Annotated in this window: 15 protein-coding genes; all 15 read left to right on the forward strand. The window is 53.1% G+C overall.

Annotated features, from left to right (window positions below; all coding sequences use genetic code 11):
* Positions 1-4: 4 nt before the first annotated feature.
* The 15 genes from GS535_RS02815 (at position 5) to GS535_RS02885 (ending at position 19,357) form a co-directional block, all read left to right on the forward strand.
* Entirely contained in the window at positions 5-1,213 is a 1,209-nt protein-coding gene (locus GS535_RS02815; protein WP_160792346.1) for an FtsW/RodA/SpoVE family cell cycle protein, read from the forward strand.
* Positions 1,214-1,219: 6 nt separating this feature from the next.
* A complete protein-coding gene (gene murG, locus GS535_RS02820; protein ID WP_160792347.1) occupies positions 1,220-2,329 on the forward strand; it encodes an undecaprenyldiphospho-muramoylpentapeptide beta-N-acetylglucosaminyltransferase in 1,110 nt (369 codons plus the stop codon).
* A 54-nt stretch (positions 2,330-2,383) separates the two neighbouring features.
* The gene (gene murC, locus GS535_RS02825) at positions 2,384-3,814 is read left to right on the forward strand and encodes a UDP-N-acetylmuramate--L-alanine ligase (RefSeq protein ID WP_160792348.1); all 1,431 of its coding nucleotides are present in this window, start codon (positions 2,384-2,386) and stop codon (positions 3,812-3,814) included.
* On the forward strand, positions 3,811-4,710 hold the full coding sequence (gene murB / locus GS535_RS02830) for a UDP-N-acetylmuramate dehydrogenase (protein ID WP_160792349.1): 900 nt from the start codon (positions 3,811-3,813) through the stop codon (positions 4,708-4,710). The genes murC and murB overlap by 4 nt, the downstream gene beginning before the upstream one ends.
* Before the next feature lie 12 nt (positions 4,711-4,722).
* Positions 4,723-5,709 carry a D-alanine--D-alanine ligase gene (locus GS535_RS02835; RefSeq protein WP_202401627.1) on the forward strand — a complete coding sequence of 329 codons (987 nt, stop codon included), beginning with the start codon at positions 4,723-4,725 and terminating at the stop codon, positions 5,707-5,709.
* Positions 5,710-5,716: 7 nt separating this feature from the next.
* Positions 5,717-6,592, forward strand: a complete 876-nt coding sequence (locus tag GS535_RS02840) for a cell division protein FtsQ/DivIB (protein WP_160792350.1) — start codon at positions 5,717-5,719, stop codon at positions 6,590-6,592.
* On the forward strand, positions 6,589-7,929 hold the full coding sequence (gene ftsA, locus GS535_RS02845) for a cell division protein FtsA (protein ID WP_160792351.1): 1,341 nt from the start codon (positions 6,589-6,591) through the stop codon (positions 7,927-7,929). Before GS535_RS02840 ends, ftsA begins: the two co-directional genes overlap by 4 nt.
* Positions 7,930-7,991: 62 nt before the next feature.
* Positions 7,992-9,458 (forward strand): cell division protein FtsZ, encoded by a 1,467-nt coding sequence (gene ftsZ / locus GS535_RS02850; protein WP_160792352.1) that lies wholly within the window; start codon positions 7,992-7,994, stop codon positions 9,456-9,458.
* A 124-nt stretch (positions 9,459-9,582) separates the two neighbouring features.
* On the forward strand, positions 9,583-10,554 hold the full coding sequence (gene lpxC, locus GS535_RS02855) for a UDP-3-O-acyl-N-acetylglucosamine deacetylase (RefSeq protein WP_160792353.1): 972 nt from the start codon (positions 9,583-9,585) through the stop codon (positions 10,552-10,554).
* A 116-nt stretch (positions 10,555-10,670) separates the two neighbouring features.
* Positions 10,671-11,726, forward strand: coding sequence for an outer membrane protein assembly factor BamD (locus GS535_RS02860; protein WP_370518168.1), 1,056 nt, complete (start codon positions 10,671-10,673; stop codon positions 11,724-11,726).
* Positions 11,727-11,790: 64 nt separating this feature from the next.
* On the forward strand, positions 11,791-13,521 hold the full coding sequence (gene recN, locus GS535_RS02865; RefSeq protein WP_160792355.1) for a DNA repair protein RecN: 1,731 nt from the start codon (positions 11,791-11,793) through the stop codon (positions 13,519-13,521).
* A complete protein-coding gene (gene ligA, locus GS535_RS02870) occupies positions 13,518-15,590 on the forward strand; it encodes an NAD-dependent DNA ligase LigA (protein ID WP_160792356.1) in 2,073 nt (690 codons plus the stop codon). The genes recN and ligA overlap by 4 nt, the downstream gene beginning before the upstream one ends.
* A 65-nt stretch (positions 15,591-15,655) precedes the next feature.
* The gene (locus GS535_RS02875; RefSeq protein ID WP_160792357.1) at positions 15,656-17,023 is read left to right on the forward strand and encodes a hemolysin family protein; all 1,368 of its coding nucleotides are present in this window, start codon (positions 15,656-15,658) and stop codon (positions 17,021-17,023) included.
* 37 nt (positions 17,024-17,060) lie between these two features.
* Positions 17,061-18,794 (forward strand): DUF885 domain-containing protein, encoded by a 1,734-nt coding sequence (locus GS535_RS02880; protein ID WP_160792358.1) that lies wholly within the window; start codon positions 17,061-17,063, stop codon positions 18,792-18,794.
* Entirely contained in the window at positions 18,791-19,357 is a 567-nt protein-coding gene (locus GS535_RS02885) for an isochorismatase family protein (RefSeq protein WP_160792359.1), read from the forward strand. The genes GS535_RS02880 and GS535_RS02885 overlap by 4 nt, the downstream gene beginning before the upstream one ends.
* Positions 19,358-19,360 lie beyond the last annotated feature (3 nt).

Raw genomic sequence — 19,360 nt, forward strand, 5'->3', positions numbered from 1 at the left:
AAACATGGCCTCCCCTCGCCGCACAGACACATCCTCTCATGCGCAATGGTGGCGCAATATTGACCATGTGGCCCTGACCGGTATCGGTATCCTCATGGCACTTGGATACATCCTCATGCTCGCGGCAAGCCCGGCTGTGGCCCATCGTATTGGGGCCTCTCGCAATGTTTTTATCTTCAAGCAGGTCGCCTTCCTCTCCATCGCCGCGGTGATCGTGATTGTTACGTCACGCCTTTCCATTCGCGCAATGCAAAAGCTGGCCGTTATTGGGGGTGTGATCGCCCTCGCAGCCACTTTCATGACACTTGTTCATGGGATGGAAATTAAAGGGGCACGACGGTGGATCGCCCTCCCGCTGATGTCTGTGCAGCCTTCGGAATTCCTCAAACCATGCTTTGCTTTGCTCACGGGTTGGCTCCTCAGCTTGCGCGGGAAAATTCGTCTCCGCAATGGCTGGCGCTTTCCAGGGCGTGCCCTCTCCTGCTTTGTCTTCCTCATGATTGTTGCACTCCTTCAGGCACAGCCGGATATTGGGATGCTGTCTGTCATCACCATGGTCTTTGTGACACAGCTTTTTATTGATGGCCTTCCTATCGCGTTTTTCGTCACCCTCATCGCCGGGATGATCAGCGCGTTTGGGCTGGCTTATCTCACCTTCGACCATGTGCGCTCCCGCGTGCAACGCTTTCTCCACCCCGATGTGGGCGACCATTACCAAATTGATACGTCCCTCCGCGCTTTTGGTAATGGCGGTCTTCTTGGTCGTGGCCCGGGGGAAGGCCGCGTGAAAGACCTCCTCCCTGATGCTCATGCAGACTTCGTTTTTGCTGTTGCGGGGGAGGAATATGGCTTCCTCATGTGCCTTTTTATCATCTGCGTGTTTGTCATGCTGTTGCTCTGCACATTACGACGCCTTCTGCATGAAAAAGACCCTTTCGTTATCTTAGCTGCTGGCGGACTCATCACGGGCTTTGGCCTTCAAGCCTTTATTAATATGGGCTCTAGTTTGCATCTCATCCCCACAAAAGGCATGACCCTTCCGTTCATCTCGTATGGAGGAAGTTCCGCCTTTTCCATCGCACTCACGATGGGTATGGTGCTGGCCCTAACGAAACATCGCGTCCAACCGGGGCTGTTCTCGCCCACACCGGCACCAACAGACATCCCATTATCCAACCGGCTCTTTGCCCCCTCATCTACGGATAAGGATTAAAGAAACATGAATACGTCGATCGTCATCGCTGCTGGTGGGACTGGTGGCCATTTCTTCCCCGCCGAAGCGCTCGCAAACCACCTTCTAAACCGCGGGTATGACGTCGTGCTGATGACCGATGCACGCAATAACCGGGTTAATGATGGCGTTTTCGGACGGGCCTCCCATTACGTCTTGCCCGGCGGCGGCATTGCCGGGAAAGGCCTTTTGGGCAAAATCAAAGGGGCTTTTCGCCTCCTTGATGGCACGATCAAAGCGCGTGCTCTTCTCAGCGTTATCCGCCCCGCTGCCATCGTCGGGTTTGGTGGCTATCCTTCTATTCCTCCCCTGTTGGGCGCACGCCTTCTCCCTAAGGCCTCCCGCCCTCAAATGGTCATCCATGAAGGGAACGCCATTCTGGGCCAGGCAAACGCTCTGCTCGCGCGCTTTGCCCCGACGATCGCGACATCCTACCCTCATGTTGCACGTCTCCCTCAAGGCGCGACGGTTCAACTCACCGGAATGCCCGTCCGTGATCCCATCGAAGCACTCGTAGACATCCCCTACTTTCCTCCCAGCCAAGACAGCGATGATACGATACAACTCCTCGTCTGGGGCGGCTCACTTGGAGCCCAAATCTTTGGACGCGTTGTGCCAGAAGCCCTGACAACGCTCCCCCAAACCCTTCGCTCGCGTCTGCATGTCACCCAGCAAGTGAACGAGCAAGACCTCCCCCGCATTCAGCAGCAATACGAAGAAGCTGGGATTAACGCCACATTAGCGCCTTTCATCCATAATGTGGCCGACATCCTGCAAAAAGCCCACCTCGTTATTGGGCGAGCGGGCGGTTCTTCTGTTGCAGAGCTCACCATGGCGGGGCGTCCCTCTATTCTCATACCGCTTCCCATCGCGGCGTCTGATGAGCAAGGCCAAAATGCCCAAGCTGTGGAACGTGCCGGGGCTGGATGGATGATCCGGCAAGCAATCTTTACCCCCACGCTTCTTGCTGATCGCCTCATGGCCCTTTTGCAAACGCCAGAACGCCTTACGCAGGCTGCTGCAGCGGCTAAAACACTTCAACATCGCAAGGCCGCAGAAAGATTGGCCGATCTGGTTGAAGCTACCCTCCATTCCTGATTGTCTGCCTTCTCGCCTTTCTCTCGCTTGTTAGCCCATCGGAGCTTGTCACTTATGCGCGCCCTTCCTCTCAATATTGGCCTTATTCATTTTGTCGGTATCGGCGGCATTGGCATGTCTGGCATCGCAGAAGTGCTGCATATGCTCGGCTATAAAGTGCAAGGCTCTGATATGGCCGAAAGCGCCAATGTTGAGCGGCTCCGTCGGGCGGGTATTCCCGTGCATATTGGGCATGACGCGGCCAATATTGGCGATGCGCGTGCTGTTGTTATCTCCACAGCGGTAAAGCGGGATAACCCCGAGGTTATGGCCGCCCGTGCCCGGCTTATCCCTGTCGTGCGCCGTGCTGAGATGCTGGCCGAGCTTATGCGCCTACGCTGGGCTGTTGCTGTTGGGGGCACACATGGGAAAACAACAACCACCAGCCTCGTCGCCTGTGTTTTAGAACATGCCAAGCTCGACCCAACCGTCATCAATGGCGGCATTATCGAAGCATACGGCACTAATACGCGCATGGGCTCTGGTGAATGGATGGTCGTCGAAGCTGATGAAAGCGACGGCTCCTTCCTTCGCTTGCCATCCGTTATCTCGATCGTCACGAATATGGATCCCGAGCATCTCGACCATTGGGGGTCTGAAGAAGCGATGGAAGCAGGGTATCGACAGTTTGTCTCGAACATTCCGTTCTATGGTTTTGCTGTGCTGTGCGTCGATCATCCGCGCGTTCAGCAAATGATCCCCCAACTCTCTGACCATCGCATTGTCACCTATGGTGTGAGCCCGCAGGCTGATGTTCGTGCTGACAACATTATTATGGATGCGCATGGAGCACGTTTTGATGTTGTCGTGACCAATCGCGCCCAAGAGACGCAGCGCCATGCTGGCCCCTTCCGCCTCCCGATGTTTGGCCGTCATAATGTCCTAAACGCCCTCGCCTCTATCGCCGTTGCGATGGAAATGGAAATCCCCGACGAGGTGATTGCCAACGGGCTGCTTAAATTCCGTGGTGTGCAGCGTCGTTTTACCCATGTCGGCACATGGAATGACGTTAAAATCATTGATGATTACGGCCATCACCCAGTGGAAATTACGGCCGTGCTCAATGCAGCACGTCAGGCAGGCGCACGTCATGTCATCGCTGTGATTCAGCCTCATCGTTATTCCCGCCTCAAGGCATTGTTTAACGACTTCTGCACCAGTCTTAATGAGGCCGATACGGTGATTGTCTCTGATGTTTACGCCGCAGGGGAAGAGCCCATCGAAGGAGCCGATCGCGATACCCTCGTGCAAGGGCTGCGCGAGCGTGGTCACCGCCACGTCATCGCCCTTCCATCCCTTGAAGATCTACCGAAAATCATCGCAGATAGTGCTCAACCTGGCGATATTGTCATGTGTCTCGGTGCAGGGTCTATTACACATTGGGCCAAAGCGCTTCCCGCACAGCTTGAGGCACTCTCATCCCTTCAAACGGGAGAGAAACAATGAACATACCGTCCTTTTTTTCGGGGCTGCGCGGGCGGCTTAAAACGGATGCTCCTCTTGGTATGCGCAGCTGGTTCCGCACAGGGGGAGCGGCGGACTATCTCTTTGTTCCCAAAGATAGCGATGACCTCAGCACAGCCCTTCGTCAGCGCCCTGACACCATGTCCTTAATGGTGTTAGGAGCCTGCTCCAATGTCATTATCCGCGATGGTGGGATTGAGGGGCTTGTGATCCGTTTAGCCGGTGGTTTTGCCGATATAGACGTTGAGCAAGACGGGCTCATTGTTGGTGCTGCGGCCCTTGATGTCACCGTTGCTGAAACCGCCGCCCACCATGGACTCGCTGGGATGGAGTTTCTAGTCGGTATTCCCGGTTCTGTTGGTGGTGCTGTCGCTATGAATGCAGGTGCCTATGGGCGTGACATGGCCGCTATCCTTGATTGGGTCGAGCTGCTCACAAGCGAGGGAAAGCCCCTACGTCTTCCCGCCCATGAGCTGACAATGAGCTATCGCCATACGTCCCTTCCCAAAGGGGCTGTCGTTACCCGTGCTCGCCTGAAAGGCACCCCAGACAACCCTACCGCAATTACGGAGCGTATGACCGCTATCCGCACCTCACGGGAGGAAAGCCAACCACTTCGTACGCGCACAGGTGGTTCTACCTTCCGTAATCCCGATGGACATAAAGCGTGGCAACTCATCGACCAAGCGGGATGTCGTGGGCTGATCCAAGGCGGCGCGCAAATGAGCGAAAAACATTGCAACTTCATGCTCAATCTCGGTCAAGCCAGCAGCGCAGACCTTGAGCAGCTCGGCACTATTGTGCGTCAGCGCGTCTATGATACCAGCGGGATTTCTTTACAATGGGAAATCAAGCGCCTAGGTCGTCCTACCATATAAGGCATCGCCATCATGAGCCAATCCATCCCTCAAGCCCCCTCTTCTCTGCGTGTTGCCGTCCTCATGGGGGGGACGTCAAATGAGCGCACGGTGAGCCTATCGAGCGGTCGTGCCGTGCTCGCTGCTTTGTTGGAAAAGGGCTATCACGCTCATGCGGTCGATATTGGGGCCGATATTGCCACCACCATTGCAGAATTGCGCCGCCTTTCCCCTCATGTTGCCTTTAACGCCCTTCATGGCCCCGGCGGAGAAGATGGGCGTATCCAAGGTGTTTTAGAGTGGCTGTCCCTGCCTTATACCCATTCCGGCGTATTGGCATCGGCCATGGCCATGGATAAAGCCGCTACACGTATGGCACTCGAAGCATCCGGGCTTCCAGTAGCAACCGGCAAGGTTGTCACACCGCAAGAACTCGCTCAGGCAGACCCACTCCCTCGCCCTTACGTCATTAAGCCTCTCGCTGAGGGCTCTTCCGTCGGCGTTGAGATCCTTCATCAAAACGACCCACGCCGTGAGGAACTGGCGCGCACTTGGCGCTTTGGAGAGCACCTTTTAGTCGAAGATTTTATTCCAGGACGTGAACTCACCGTCTCTGTGTTAAGGGAAACAGCTCTTGGCGTGACTGAAATTCTTCCGAACGAAGGTGAAGGATTCTATGATTTTAATGCAAAATATAGTGCTGGTGGATCACGCCATATCATCCCCGCCATATTGCCAACAACCATCACCCAACAGGCACTCTCCCTTGCATGTCAGGCACACAACGCTTTAGGGTGCTCTGGTGCAAGCCGGACTGACTTCCGCTATGATGAGCAACGTCAACGCCTTGTTATTTTAGAAGTCAACACGCAACCAGGGATGACTCCAACATCTCTCCTCCCCGAACAGGCCGCATGGCGTGGAATGGATTATGTCTCGCTCTGTCATTGGATGATACAAGACGCCCTCGGGCTGTCCCCCGCCCCTGTTAGCTCTCTGCTGACGTCGCCTAGCACCTAACGAAACCATGCCCCCTTTCCCACCGCCTGATCCGCATCAACCACCGCCTGTTTATGGAGACCGCCCTTCGCGTGCGTCTCTTTTTTGGCTACGCCGGAAGAACACCATGCGACGCTTGGTTGTTTTTCTGGGGCTCATGCTGGTGCTCATCGGCGGAGGATGGATCGCCCTTGGCATGGTGTCGGATCGCTCCATGAGCAGCTTGCGCACTAAGCTTGAGGCAATGGATCCCTTGCAGATCAAGCATATTGTCATCCGCGGTCGTCAGCTCACCGATGAAAGCGATATTCTCGCTCGCTTAGATATGCAGAAGAATCGCTCCCTCTTTGGTTTTTCTGTTGAGCAAGCGCGCCTGCGTATTGATGCCCTCCCCTTTGTTGAGCATTCAACAGTGGAGCGTCATTTGCCTGATACGGTCATTATTACCCTGACCGAGCGTGTCCCTGTTGCTATTTGGCAAACACGCCGCCACTTTATCCTCATCAACCGCGCGGGCGACCGGGTTTCAGAGCGAGACCTTACAGCACAAGACAGCACAGCCTTTCACAAACTTCCGCTTGTTGTGGGACAAGGAGCTAATGTCGCAGCAGCCTCTATTATTGACCTCCTCGCCCATTATCCAGATATTAAATCACGCATACTGGCCTTGATCCGTATTGGTGAGCGACGGTGGAATCTTCTCATGCGTAATGGCACGATCGTTCTCCTTCCGGAAGGTGCAGAAAACGCTGCCCTTGCACGCCTGACTGACTATCAAAAGCAAATCCGTCTTCTTGAACGTCCCGTTACGTCCATTGACCTGCGCCTTGCAGACCGCATGGTTATCCACACCCCCTCGTCTCCTCCGTCCTCCTCTCCATCCCCGGGAACTGACGCGCCATGACAGCCCTGACGATGTCTTCTCCTTCCTCCTCTGCCGCTCTCCCCGTCTCCTCGGAGAACGAGAATAGAGCCGTCTTACCGCTTCTCCCATCTGAAGAACGCCCCGGCTTTACTTGGCGCCCTGGCATTCATGCTGTTCTTGATATTGGCTCTACTAAGACAACGTGTCTCATTGGTCGCGGTCTCAGTAATGGGGGAATTAAAGTCCTCGGATGGGGTTGGCGCCGTTCTGAAGGCATTACCTCCGGTGCTATTGTTGATACAGCCCGCGTTGAAGCCGTTATTCGTGCAACTGTTGGAGATGCAGAAACACAGGCACGACGCCGCATTGAAGAAGTCATTGTGAATCTCTCCTGCGGGAATCCGCAGAGCTATCATATTGATACAGCAATGACCCCTGGGGGACGCGAAGTTACCCCTAAAGACGTGCGCAGCCTGCTCAATCACGCGCGCCAACAGGCCTTTTACGAAGGGCGGAGTATCGTAAGTACATTACCACTCGGTTTTAATGTGGATGAAACCCCCGCCGTACCCGACCCCTGCGGTCATCAATGCACGGAGCTTTTAGGAAAGTTCCATCTCATTGATGCAAACACCAGTGCACTACGCACTTTGAGCACCGTACTTCATCGCGCAGAGCTCCGTCTAAACGGTCTCGTCTCTAGCCCATTTGCTTCGGGGCTTTCCGTGCTGGATCATGATGAGCGAGACCTCGGCGTAACCGTGGTCGAAATGGGTGCAGGCACAACGTCTCTCGCGGTATTCTCGCATGGGCGTCTTCTCCATACCGCTCAGCTTCGTATTGGTGGTCATCATATTACGCGTGATATTGCTGCGGCTTTATCCGTGCATACCGATGTCGCAGAATGGCTCAAAACCATGCATGGCGCTGCCCAACCCGTCGCTGATGATGAGCATCATATTATCCGCCTCCCTGTTTCTCATGGCCGCAGTTTGGAACGTGTTTCTCGCGCCCGACTCGTCTCTATTATCGCCCCTCGCATTGAAGAAACCTTAGAGATGACTCGCCATTATCTTGATAATGCAGGCCTCGGTCGACTCGCTGAAGGTCGTGTCGTCTTAACCGGTGGCGCGTCCCTTCTCAGCGGGTTAGGGCCCGTTGCAGCACGTATTTTTGGCCGGCAAGTACGCATGGGCCAACCGCACATGATTTATGGCCTTCCAGAGAGCGCTGCTATTTCTGCGGGTTTCTCTACAGTCTCTGGCCTGCTAACATGGGCCTGTGGGGCTGACGAGTCCTTTTGTCTGCCTGAAGATGATTCCCCACCTTCTGGAATTATGAAACGCCTTGTGAATCTCATCAGCAGGCATGTATAGTCATTCTTGGAGGGGTACACGCGTTACCCTGTCACCTCCTGCCCGTTCGGAGCCACCTTATTATGACACTGAACCTTACCCCGACGACACCTGGCGTAAGCGCAGTTAGCCCGCCGCGCATTACAGTCATTGGAGTTGGTGGAGGCGGTGGCAATGCCGTGGATAATATGATCTCCACGGATCTAAAGAACGTTGAGTTCATCGTTGCCAATACAGACGCGCAGCAGCTTGGTAATTCCAAAGCGCCAACACGCCTCCAGCTTGGCCCAAGCCTGACACGTGGCTTAGGCGCCGGTGCCAAACCTGAAATTGGCCGTCAATCGGCTGAAGAAGTTGAAGAAGAGATTCGCCAGCACCTCTCTGGTGTTGACCTCGTCTTCGTCACAGCCGGTATGGGCGGTGGTACCGGCACAGGTGCTGCCCCCGTCATGGCACGAATCGCTCGCGAGAATGGCGCACTCACTATTGGGGTTGTTTCCAAACCCTTCCAGTTTGAAGGGGCGCGTCGCTGCCGCGCAGCAGATGCTGGCATTGCTGAACTGCAAAAGCATGTCGATACGCTCATTGTTATCCCTAATCAAAATCTCTTTAGCTGCGCAACGCAAACGACGACGTTGATTGATGCCTTTAAAATGGCCGATGATGTGCTTTACCGCGGGGTACGGAGCGTCACCGACCTAATGATCGTACCGGGTCTCATTAATCTCGACTTTGCCGACGTTAAAACCGTCATGGGTGAAATGGGCAAAGCCATGATGGGAACGGGTATCTCCAGCAGTGAAGCCGATGGTCAAGACTGGGCCATCACCGCAGCAGAACGTGCCATCTCTAATCCATTATTAGAAGAAACATCTATTCGTGGAGCACGTGGACTGCTGATCAATGTCACAGGTGGGCCAGATCTTGGCTTGCATGACTACACCAATATCATGGAACGTATCCGTGAAGAAGCACATGAAGATGCTGAGATTATCGGCGGCCTGCTCACACGCGACGATATGACAGGCAGCATTCAAGTGTCCGTTGTCGCAACGGGAATTGATAGCCTCACTCCCCAACATGAACTTGCCTCTTCCCCCGATGATAGCGCAGTGAGCGTTCCTGAGCCAGCAACGGATGCCGCTCCAACACCTGGCATTGAGCAGAGCGCCTCTGTTGAACCTCAAAAAGAGGAAGCCTCTCCGCGGCCGCAGGAAGAGTCCGTTCATCACGAGACGTCTCACCTCCATAAACAGGAAGAGAAACCGGCCCCCTCAACCCAACCTTCCACCTCCTCGCAAACTCAACCTACTCAAGAGCGTTCTGAAGAACAACGTGGTGGTGGATTGTTCAGCCGTTTCTTCCGTACACGTCCCGCAACACCGCAGCCACAACGCGTAGCTCCATCGCTGGACGAAAGCCACCGTCCTAAAGAAGAAAGCTCACAGGGCGAAACAGCGTCGTCACCGCATCCCCACGATGGCCCCTCTTATGACCAGCAAGATAGTGCGGATCTTGATATCCCTGCTTATCTGCGCCGTCCGCAATAAAACTCTTACGGGAAGACGCTCTGTTTCTTCAACATCGTCTTCCCGTGGCGCTGTATGGCACGTTTTAAACTATTCGCTATGATTTACCCCTTGGGGGGTTCTACGCTCAGCAGAAAAGAAGGTTATGCCGAACCACCCTAGTGGCACTGCTCCTGCTGCCCTCCCCGCCCCTCCTGCGACACATGACGCTAAGGTTAAAGGCAACGCACAGCGAACCCTTCGACATCCCATCTTTTGCCGTGGTGTTGGTCTCCATAGCGGATGTGACGTTCGCATGTCCCTCCTCCCTGCTGAAGCTGGGACGGGTGTTCGTTTTCAACGAACTGACCTTCCTGATACTGCCCCTTTCCGCGTGCATACGGGCAGTATCATCCAGACACGACTCGCTACTGTTGTCGCTCCAAGCTCTAAGTCCCCTCATAATGTGGCGACTATTGAGCACCTCATGGCAGCGTTATACGCGATGGAAATTGATAATGTGCTGGTGCAACTTTCTGGCCCCGAGGTTCCTATCCTTGATGGAAGCGCTGATGCTTTCACTTTCTTGCTCAGCTCAGCAGGTTTCCTAAAGCAACAGGCTGTGCGCCAGCTTATCGTTCCCGAAGAAATTATTGAGGTTTCAGGCTCTCATGGAGAGAAAGCCCGACTCATCCCACATAAAAGCCAAACGCTAGACCTCTCTCTCTCTATTGATTTCCCTGCGCCAATTATTGGCAAGCAGCATTATCGCGCTCGGTTATGTCATTCTCTTTTTATGAAAGAGCTCGCTTTTTGCCGCACATTCGTCAATTACAGTGAGGTTGAAAGCCTCCGAAAACAAGGATTAGCCCGTGGTGGTGGCCTTCATAACGCTATTGTCGTTGACCATGACGACGTCATAAATCCAACAGGACTACACGCCCCTGATGAATTTGTACGCCATAAAGCACTTGATGCTATTGGTGATTTGTATTGTAGCGGTTATAGAATTTGTGGGCGTTTTGAAGCTTATAAAACAGGACATGCGCTTAACAATCGTTTGCTTCGTGCTTTATTTGCCTCATCGCATCGTTGGCGTTTTGTACCAGATCGACGCCGTCTTTCTGCTTCGCCCTGATAGTTTCATTGGAGAAACAGCATGTTTCTTCTTTCGCCTCTAACCTTCCGTGCTATAAGGCAGTTATGGTCAGCAGCATTGTAACGCGTCGCGCTTCATCTTTCCGCCTAGGTCTCATGTCTTTAGGGGCATGTTCTTGTCTTGGCTTCGCTTTTCTTGCCGGGTGTGCCTCTAATGGGGAGCAAGCTCCTGTACCACGGACGGCTGACGCAGAAACACTCTATAATTATGGTGTTGATGCTCTGCATGACGGTCATTACAAAATGGCCAGCGGAGAGTTTGAGCTCCTCCAGCAAAACTACCCTTACTCTGGTTACACAGGGAATGCGGAGCTCATGGAAGGGTATGCTTACTATCTGCAGGGGGAATATGCCCTCTCCGTTCAGCAGCTTGAGCGCTACCTACAGCTGCACCCTACCAGCCCTGATGCTGCTTATGCCTATTATTTGCGTGGCTTGTGCTATTACGAGCAGATCGGCGATGTGTCGCGTGACCAACTCGGTACGATTGAGGCGGTGGATGCTCTCCAAGAAGTTGTATCCCGCTTCCCGCAAACTTCATATGCACGTGATGCTCAGCTCAAGATTGACCTTTGCCGCGACCATCTCGCCGGCAAGGAAATGCTTGTTGGGCGTTTCTACCAAGAAGAGAAAGATTATCAGGCCGCTATCGGTCGCTATCAACGCGTTGTGCAGGATTTCCAGACCACAAACCATGTTCCAGAAGCTTTAGAGCGGCTTGTGGAAGTCAATTTGGATCTTGGTCTTCCTGATGAAGCACGACAGGCGGCCTCTGTTTTGGGTTATAATGACCCAGACAGCAAATGGTATCGTTACGCCTATAATAAGCTGAAATATAACAACCAACTGACACCGCAGATCCGCAAGCCTGGCTCAGGCAAGAAGAATCGGGCATCTGAACATACACAACCCACCACATCGTCTGTGCCATCGGCACAAGGCCCGCTGGCGATCGCAAAAGTACCGTCATCTCCTGTTCAGCAATCTTCCTTATCCAAATTTGGTAATGTTCCACCTCAAAGTACTGCTGCGCAACTTCCTCAGGAACAACGGAGGAAAAGAGGGTTTTTCTCCTCTGTCTTTACGCCTGTTGGTAACTTCTTCACCCCTGTTGGAAGCTTCTTCTCCAATACATGGAACAAGATTTTCTAACTCTTTCGCATGAGAGGGTCGGTCTGGGTTTGACAGTTCCCTCACCACAGCCGACAATCGTGGTATGCTAACACATCTTTCGATCCGTGATGTCGTTCTGATTGAGAAGCTAGACCTCCCTCTTCATGCGGGCCTTACGGCACTCACTGGCGAGACCGGAGCGGGAAAATCCATCCTTCTCGACAGTTTAGGGCTCGCACTAGGAGAGCGCACCAATAGTCGTATCATCCGTGCCGGTGCCGATCAAAGTCGTGTTACTGCTGTATTTGAGCTTCCACTGAACCACCCGGTTTATGCTCTTCTCAGAGAGCTTGATATTACTTCTGTAGAAGAAGGTGAGCCGCTCGTGCTCCGACGCGTCGTCACCAAAGATGGGCGCTCTCGTGCTTATATCTGCGACCATCCCCTTGGCATTAACGTGCTACGACGTGTCGCAGCCTTGTTGGTTGAAGTACAAGGCCAGCATGAGCAGATGGGATTAGCTGACCCCAGCACACATCTCGCTCTTCTTGATAGTTTTGGCGTACCACGCGCTTTGCGCAAACATACAGCCGACTGTTGGCAGGCTTGGCAAAATGCCCAGCAAGCCTTGGAGAATGCGCGTAAAGCGATGGATGACGCGATTCGTGATGAAGAGTGGCTGCGCCATACAATTGACGACCTATCTGCCCTTGCGCCACAAGAGGGCGAAGAAGAGGAACTCGCTGCCCAGCGTATTCAACTTCAACAAGACGAGCGCCGTGGCGAAGCCGTCGCTTCTGCCCTTTCGGAGCTCACCCCGCGTGACCGTCGCAGCACGACACCAGCTAATGCCCTCCGCGCCGCCAGCCGTGCGCTTGCCCGTCTTCTGCCCTCTCCCCTGGATCATGAGCAAGAGGGAGAAGAAGCATCCGCCCATCAACAACAAGCTCAAGAAGCTCTCGATGCCCTTGATAAAGCAGAAGAAGCGTTAGCCGAAGCTGAAACGCTTCTCTCACGCCTTGCTGCCGATACAGGCACGGACACACGCTTGCTTGAAGATACGGAAGAACGCCTTTTCACCCTCCGTGCAGAAGCTCGTAAACACCATATTAGCGTCTCGGATCTCCCTAATTTTCTTACAGAATTAAAAGAGCGTCTTTCTCATATTGAACAAAGCTCCGAAGAGCTCAGCGCGCTTGAAAAGGCTGCAAAAGAGACCCGAATAACGTTCGAGCAATCAGCTCATACGCTCAGTGAAGCACGCCATAAGGCGGCCTCTCGTCTTGAAAAAAAGGTTATGGCAGAGCTAAAGCCGCTTAAATTAGAGCGTGCCCGTTTCATTGTTCAACTTACGCCCTTAGCGCCGGAACATTGGAACCGCCATGGGATGGAACAAGGAGCTTTCCTGATCGCAGCGAATCCGGGACAACCTCCAGGGCCACTCGGTAAAGTCGCTTCTGGTGGGGAGCTCTCCCGCCTGATGCTAGCCTTGAAAGTCGTACTTGCCGGGCAATCCTCACTTACAACACTTGTTTTCGATGAAGTGGACTCAGGGGTTGGTGGCGCGACAGCCTCTGCTATTGGGGAACGCCTCCACCGCGTAGCACAGAATGTGCAAGTGCTCGCCATTACCCATAGCCCACAGGTCGCTGCCCGTGGAGACCAACAATTGCGTATTGCAAAGAGGGTCTCACATAACCAAACGCAAACCTTGGCAGAGCCTCTTTCTCACGAAGAACGGCGTGAGGAAATTGCCCGCATGCTTGCAGGCAATACGGTAACCGATGCCGCCCGTGCTGCTGCTGATAGCCTTCTTGGATCTCATTCTGCATGACCTCTTCTGACATTATTAAACGCCACGCTGAGCTTGAGAAGAACATTGCCCGCTGGGATGAAGCCTATCATGGGCATGATGATCCCGATGTGTCCGATGCTGATTATGACAGCGCACGGCTTGAGCTTTCCATGTTGGAAAAACGCTATCCTGACCTCAAAAAAGAAGGCGGTGCGAGCTCTCGCGTTGGCGCGGCCCCTAACCCCGCTTTTGGCAAGATACGCCATAAAGCCCCGATGCTCTCGCTTGATAACGTCTTTAACGCAGAAGATTTCGGTCAATTTGTCACCCGTATTGGCCGCTTTTTAGACCTTGATGAGACTGCCACGGACACTCTTACTTTTGTGGCGGAACCCAAGATTGACGGCCTTTCTATCAGCCTCACCTACGAAAAAGGCCAGCTTGTTCGTGGCACAACGCGCGGCGATGGAGTTGAAGGCGAGGATGTCACCGCCAACATTCGCACGATTAAAACAATCCCTGAAACCTTAAAGGCCGGGGCCCCTGACCTCATTGAGATCCGAGGGGAAATCTTCATGAGCAAAGCGAGCTTTTTAGCTCTCAATGCCCAGAAAGAAGCCAAAAAAGAACGTCCTTTTGCGAACCCTCGCAATGCCGCTGCTGGCTCTTTACGACAACTCGACCCGGCTATTACCGCTCAACGTCCACTAGGGTTGTTCGCCTATGGAATGGGCTATAGCACGGAGCCCGTTGCCCAAACGCATACAGAATGGCTCGCCTTGCTCGAACAATGGGGTTTCACCGTTAACCCCCTTTCCAAGAACATCGCTCATGCCAGTGACATTCCCGCTTATGTTGATCATCTCGCGCGTGAGCGGCCTGATCTGGATTATGATATTGATGGTATTGTCTTCAAAATTAATGACCTCAGCCTTCAGCAGCGGTTAGGCTTCGTTGGGCGTGCGCCTCGTTGGGCTATTGCGTGGAAATTCCCAGCTGAACAAGCCATAACACGTCTCCATGAAATTGAAATTCAGGTAGGCCGCACGGGAGCCCTCACTCCGGTTGCGCATTTAGAACCTATTAATGTCGGTGGGGTCGTCGTCTCGCGCGCGACCTTACATAATGATGACGAGATTAAGCGCCTTGACGTTCGTCCCGGTGACCTTGTGCGTATTCAACGTGCTGGTGATGTCATCCCACAGATTGTTGCTGTCGTGGATGCCGACCACACCCATCGTAGCGCTCCCTTTACCTTCCCCACACACTGTCCTGTTTGTGGAGCCCATATTGAGCGTGTAAGAGATGAAGCTGTGCGCCGCTGCTCGGGCGGTCTAACCTGCAAAGCACAAACCGTTGAACGCCTCATTCACTTTGTCTCACGTAATGCGTTTGATATTGACGGGCTAGGCGACCGGAGCATTCGTAGTTTTTTTGACCGTGGTTTTATTCAAAAACCTGGGGATATTTTCCGCCTGCATAATCATGAAAGTGCTATTCTCTCCATGGAAGGATGGGGCCGACAGTCACTGGGCAAGTTGCTGCGCGCCATTGATGAGCGCCGCACTATTAGCTTCCCCCGGTTTATCTTCGCCCTTGGTATTCGCCGTATTGGGGAACGCAATGCGCGTTTGCTCGCCCGTCATTATGAAGAATTTTCCATATGGCGTCAGGCTATGAAAAAAGCGACAGCTCCTGACAGCAACGCCCGTGCGACATTAAGCAGCATTATGGGTATCGGCCCGGCTATTGCTGATGAAGTGGCAGCATTCTTCAATGAGCCCCATAACATCACAGCCCTCGATGACTTAGCCGCTCAGCTGAACATCACCGCCGAAACCCCAACGGTCGAGGATGAAGCAGAACAAAAACTTCGCGGTGAGACACTCGTCTTTACTGGGTCACTGAGCACGATGTCACGTTCAGAGGCAAAGGCCATCGCTGAACGTCTCGGCGCGCAAGTAACAGACAGCGTGTCTAAAAAAACGACCCTAGTGATTTTGGGAGAAAAAGCAGGATCAAAAGCGAAGAAAGCAGAATCCTTGTCTATTCGATGCATCAATGAGCAAGAATGGCGCACACTCGCTGATATGGAGGCCTCTTCGTAAAAATACCGACCTTTATGATTTGGTGATGGCCTTCTACCAGAAGATCAGGTTATGAAGGAAGAAGCATGTCTTTCTTATCGTCCCCCGACCATCCACTTCTTCTCCTCGCGCTCGGTTTGCTCGCAACGGCAGTCCTTATTGGCGTGTCTGTGCTGATCTCTCTTTCCGAGATCTCCTTCGCGGCGGCGCGCGAAACACGGATGCGCACGCTGGCCGAAAATGGAGACCGGCGTGCGCTTGCCTTTCTCAAGCTCCGTCGCAATAGCGGTCAGGTCATGACCACCATCCAGATCTGCCTGAATGCCGTTGGGGTTTTGGGCGGGGTCATCGGGGATGCGATGCTCAGCGGCCCCTTCTCTATCGGTTTGCAAGACCTCGGAATGGGCGCTGCGCTTGCTGATAAAATTGGCTCTTTAAGTGCCTTTATTCTTGTGACTGGTCTCTTTGTGCTTTTTGCTGACTTATTGCCAAAACGCACAGCTATGAATGCGCCAGATCGCATTGCTCTATCGGTCTATTGGTTTCCTGCCCTTGCGCTAAAGCTGCTTTACCCAGCCGTATGGATTTTTTCTCATATTGCTGATGCCATCCTCAAAATCTTACGCATCCCAGCCACGGCAACGGTGGATATCGTCACACCAGAAGACCTCCGCGCTATGTTGGCTGCTGGCACAGCATCAGGCATTCTCCTCGAGCAAGAACATCAAATGATCCAAAACGTCATGGCGCTGCAAAATCGCTCAGTTGCCTCGGCCATGACACCGCGTGATGAAATCGTTTATCTTGATGTGCAGGAAAGCCTAGAAAGCCAGCGTGATAAAGTACGAATGCGTCCTTATTCGCGCTATCCACTCTGTGATGATAGTCTAGATCATGTCATCGGATCCATTCGCGCTGAGGACGTTTTGGCTGCTGTGGTCGATGAGCCGGGCGCTTTAACAGATCCGAACTCATCAGCCCATAAACAGATTTTTCACATGCGGCGCGACGTTCTTTCCCTCCCTGACACGCTCAATCTGTGGGAAACCCTCGCCCAGTTCGACACACATGGCGCTGGTTTTGCTCTCATTATTAACGAATATGGCCTTGTCGTTGGGCTCATCACCTATAAAGACATTATGGGTGCCCTTATGGATGGATTGGCTAATCCGTTTGAAGAACAAGCCATTGTCAGTCGTGATGCTGAATCATGGCTCATTGATGGGGCTGCTCCTATTGGCGATGTGATTCGTGAACTCTCGATCAATCTCTTCGTCGATGACCATCACTTCGATACAATCGGCGGCTTTGTCACCAACCGCCTTCGCCGTATGGCGCGCAAAGCAGACCGTATTGAAGCCGCTGGTTTCCGTTTTGAAGTCGTGGATGTCGAAGGATTCCGCATCAATCAATTGCTCGTCACCCGCATGAAAGACGAACCTACAGGGCGTTAACCTTCTCCCTGCCCGTTTTTTCAAGGAGACACCGCCCATGCGTGCCTTTGCTTTTTTGAGACGTTTAGCCCTTACTGGAAGCGTTCTGACCCCCTTTTTCTGTGCATCAGCCTCCTCCTTACAAGCAGATCCACAGGGAACGGCATTTCGTAATTTTGAACGCTTCCATTATACGCTCGAATGGCACGACGATCCCGTTAATGCGACACTAAGCGGTATCCATACAGGAGATAGCCTCCTTCCTGACCTTTCTGACGCAAGCCACACGCGCCGCCTTGCCCGTATTGCCCAAGAAAAGACGGCGCTCAGTGCACTAGACCTCTCCCATGCACCCCAGCATGACCAGGATGACCGTGATATTCTCCTCGCCTCCCTCGAAGGAGAGCGCGTCACTCTTGAGAATATTCAGCCAGACCGCCACCAGCCAGATTATGCTCTTTCGGTGGTTACAAACAGTCTCTATGGCCTCGTGGCACGTGATTATGCACCAGCACCTATCCGTCTAAAGGCCGCTCTATCACGTTTAAACCTCATTCCTGCATTCTTAGAAACAGCCACGGCACGCCTTACGGATGTACCCGCCGTCTATAAAGAAATTGCTCTCGAAGATTTAGAGGGCGCACAAGAGTTTATCCGGCAAGATGTTCCTGCTGCTTTTTCCAATGTCCACGACACTGCTCTGCAACAACAGCTTACACAAGCGACACAAAAAGCCTTGAAGGCCTTAGCACAGTATAAGCACAGCCTGACCGAACGTCCCGCCTCAGGCTATTTCGCGCTTGGACGGCAAACTATGGTGCAGCTGCTCGCTGCCGATATGATCGACCTGACCCCAGAGACCATTATGGCCCAAGGGGAAAAGCAGCTTGAAAAAGATTATGCAGCGTTTTGGGCCGTCGCCCATCGCATTAACCCACAACATCCTGAAAATGCTCTTGCGGACGTGCGCAAAGACCATCCATCCGCAGCACAGCTTGTGCCAACTGTGCGACAACAGCTGAGTGATGTGCAACATTTTGTTCAAGAACGCCAGCTTGTCACACTACCTTCAACATCTTTGCCACTTGTGCGCACAACACCAGGTTTTGAGCAGGCCCTTATCTCCGCAGCCACGGAATGGCCTGGGCCGTTTGAAACGAAACACCTCCCCTCTTTTTATGATGTTACCCCTCCTTCTGTTCATTTTTCCTCTCTACAGAAAGAGCTCGCTTTACAGGATTTTAATCGCCCAGAACTTCTTAACATCACCATTCATGAGGCGATGCCCGGCCATTTTGTGCAAGGCCTCTATCTTGATGCACACCCTAACTGGTCGCTCACGCGTCGCAATGGTGGCTCCTACACCATTACTGAAGGCTGGGCTCATTACTCAGAGCAGATGATGGTTGAACAAGGGTTCGACCATGCTTCCCCTTCTTTACACCTCATGCAACTACAAGACGCTCTGCTACGAGATTGTCGCCTACTCGTCTCTTTCGGAATGCATATGAAAGGGATGTCCCTTTCTGAAGCAAAAGAATTGATGCAGAGCCGATGCTTACAATCCCCCGTTGCGGCTTATAAAGAGGCCCGCCGCGGCACCGCAGATCCCGGCTATTTCTCTTACACGTTGGGGAAGATGATGATCCTACAGCTTCGCAGTGACCTACAGAAGCAACAGGGCAGTCACTTCTCTCTACAGCACTTCCATGATTCTCTCCTCAATGCAGGGCTTGTGCCTATGCGCGTTATTCGGCGTGAACTCACCGGACAGGATGGCTCTTTATTATGACCCTCTTTTCCCCACGAGCTGGCGATGCACTCCTTATCATCGATATGCAAAATGACTTTCTCCCAGGTGGAGCGCTTGCTGTACCTGATGGGGACGCGCTCATTCCCGGCATTAATCGTCTGATGCACTCTTCTTTTGACGCTATTATTGCTAGTCGGGATTGGCACCCGGCCAATCACACCTCATTTGACGAACAAGACGGCCAATGGCCTGCTCATTGTATTGCAGGCACATACGGGGCTGCCCTTCATAAAGAACTTCACCAAGTCCCTATCAGCCATATCATCCATAAAGGTATGCGTGCCAAAGCTGAATGCTACTCTGCCTTTGCCGATGAATATGGTGTTTCGACGGGATTATCCAGCCTAGTAACGGGGCTCGGTATACGGCGCGTCGTGCTCTGCGGCGTTGCTCTTGATTATTGCGTTAGAGCCAGCGCCCTTGATAGCCTCAATGCAGGTTTTGAAACCGTCGTTCTTACAAATCTTTGCGCAGCAATTGGTGAGCGCGCGCAGGTGCTACAAGCCATGCAAGACGACGGGCTCACCCTTCTTGAAGCGTAAGAA

The sequence above is a fragment of the Saccharibacter sp. EH611 genome, from assembly GCF_009834765.1.
Classification (GTDB): Bacteria; Pseudomonadota; Alphaproteobacteria; order Acetobacterales; family Acetobacteraceae; genus Saccharibacter.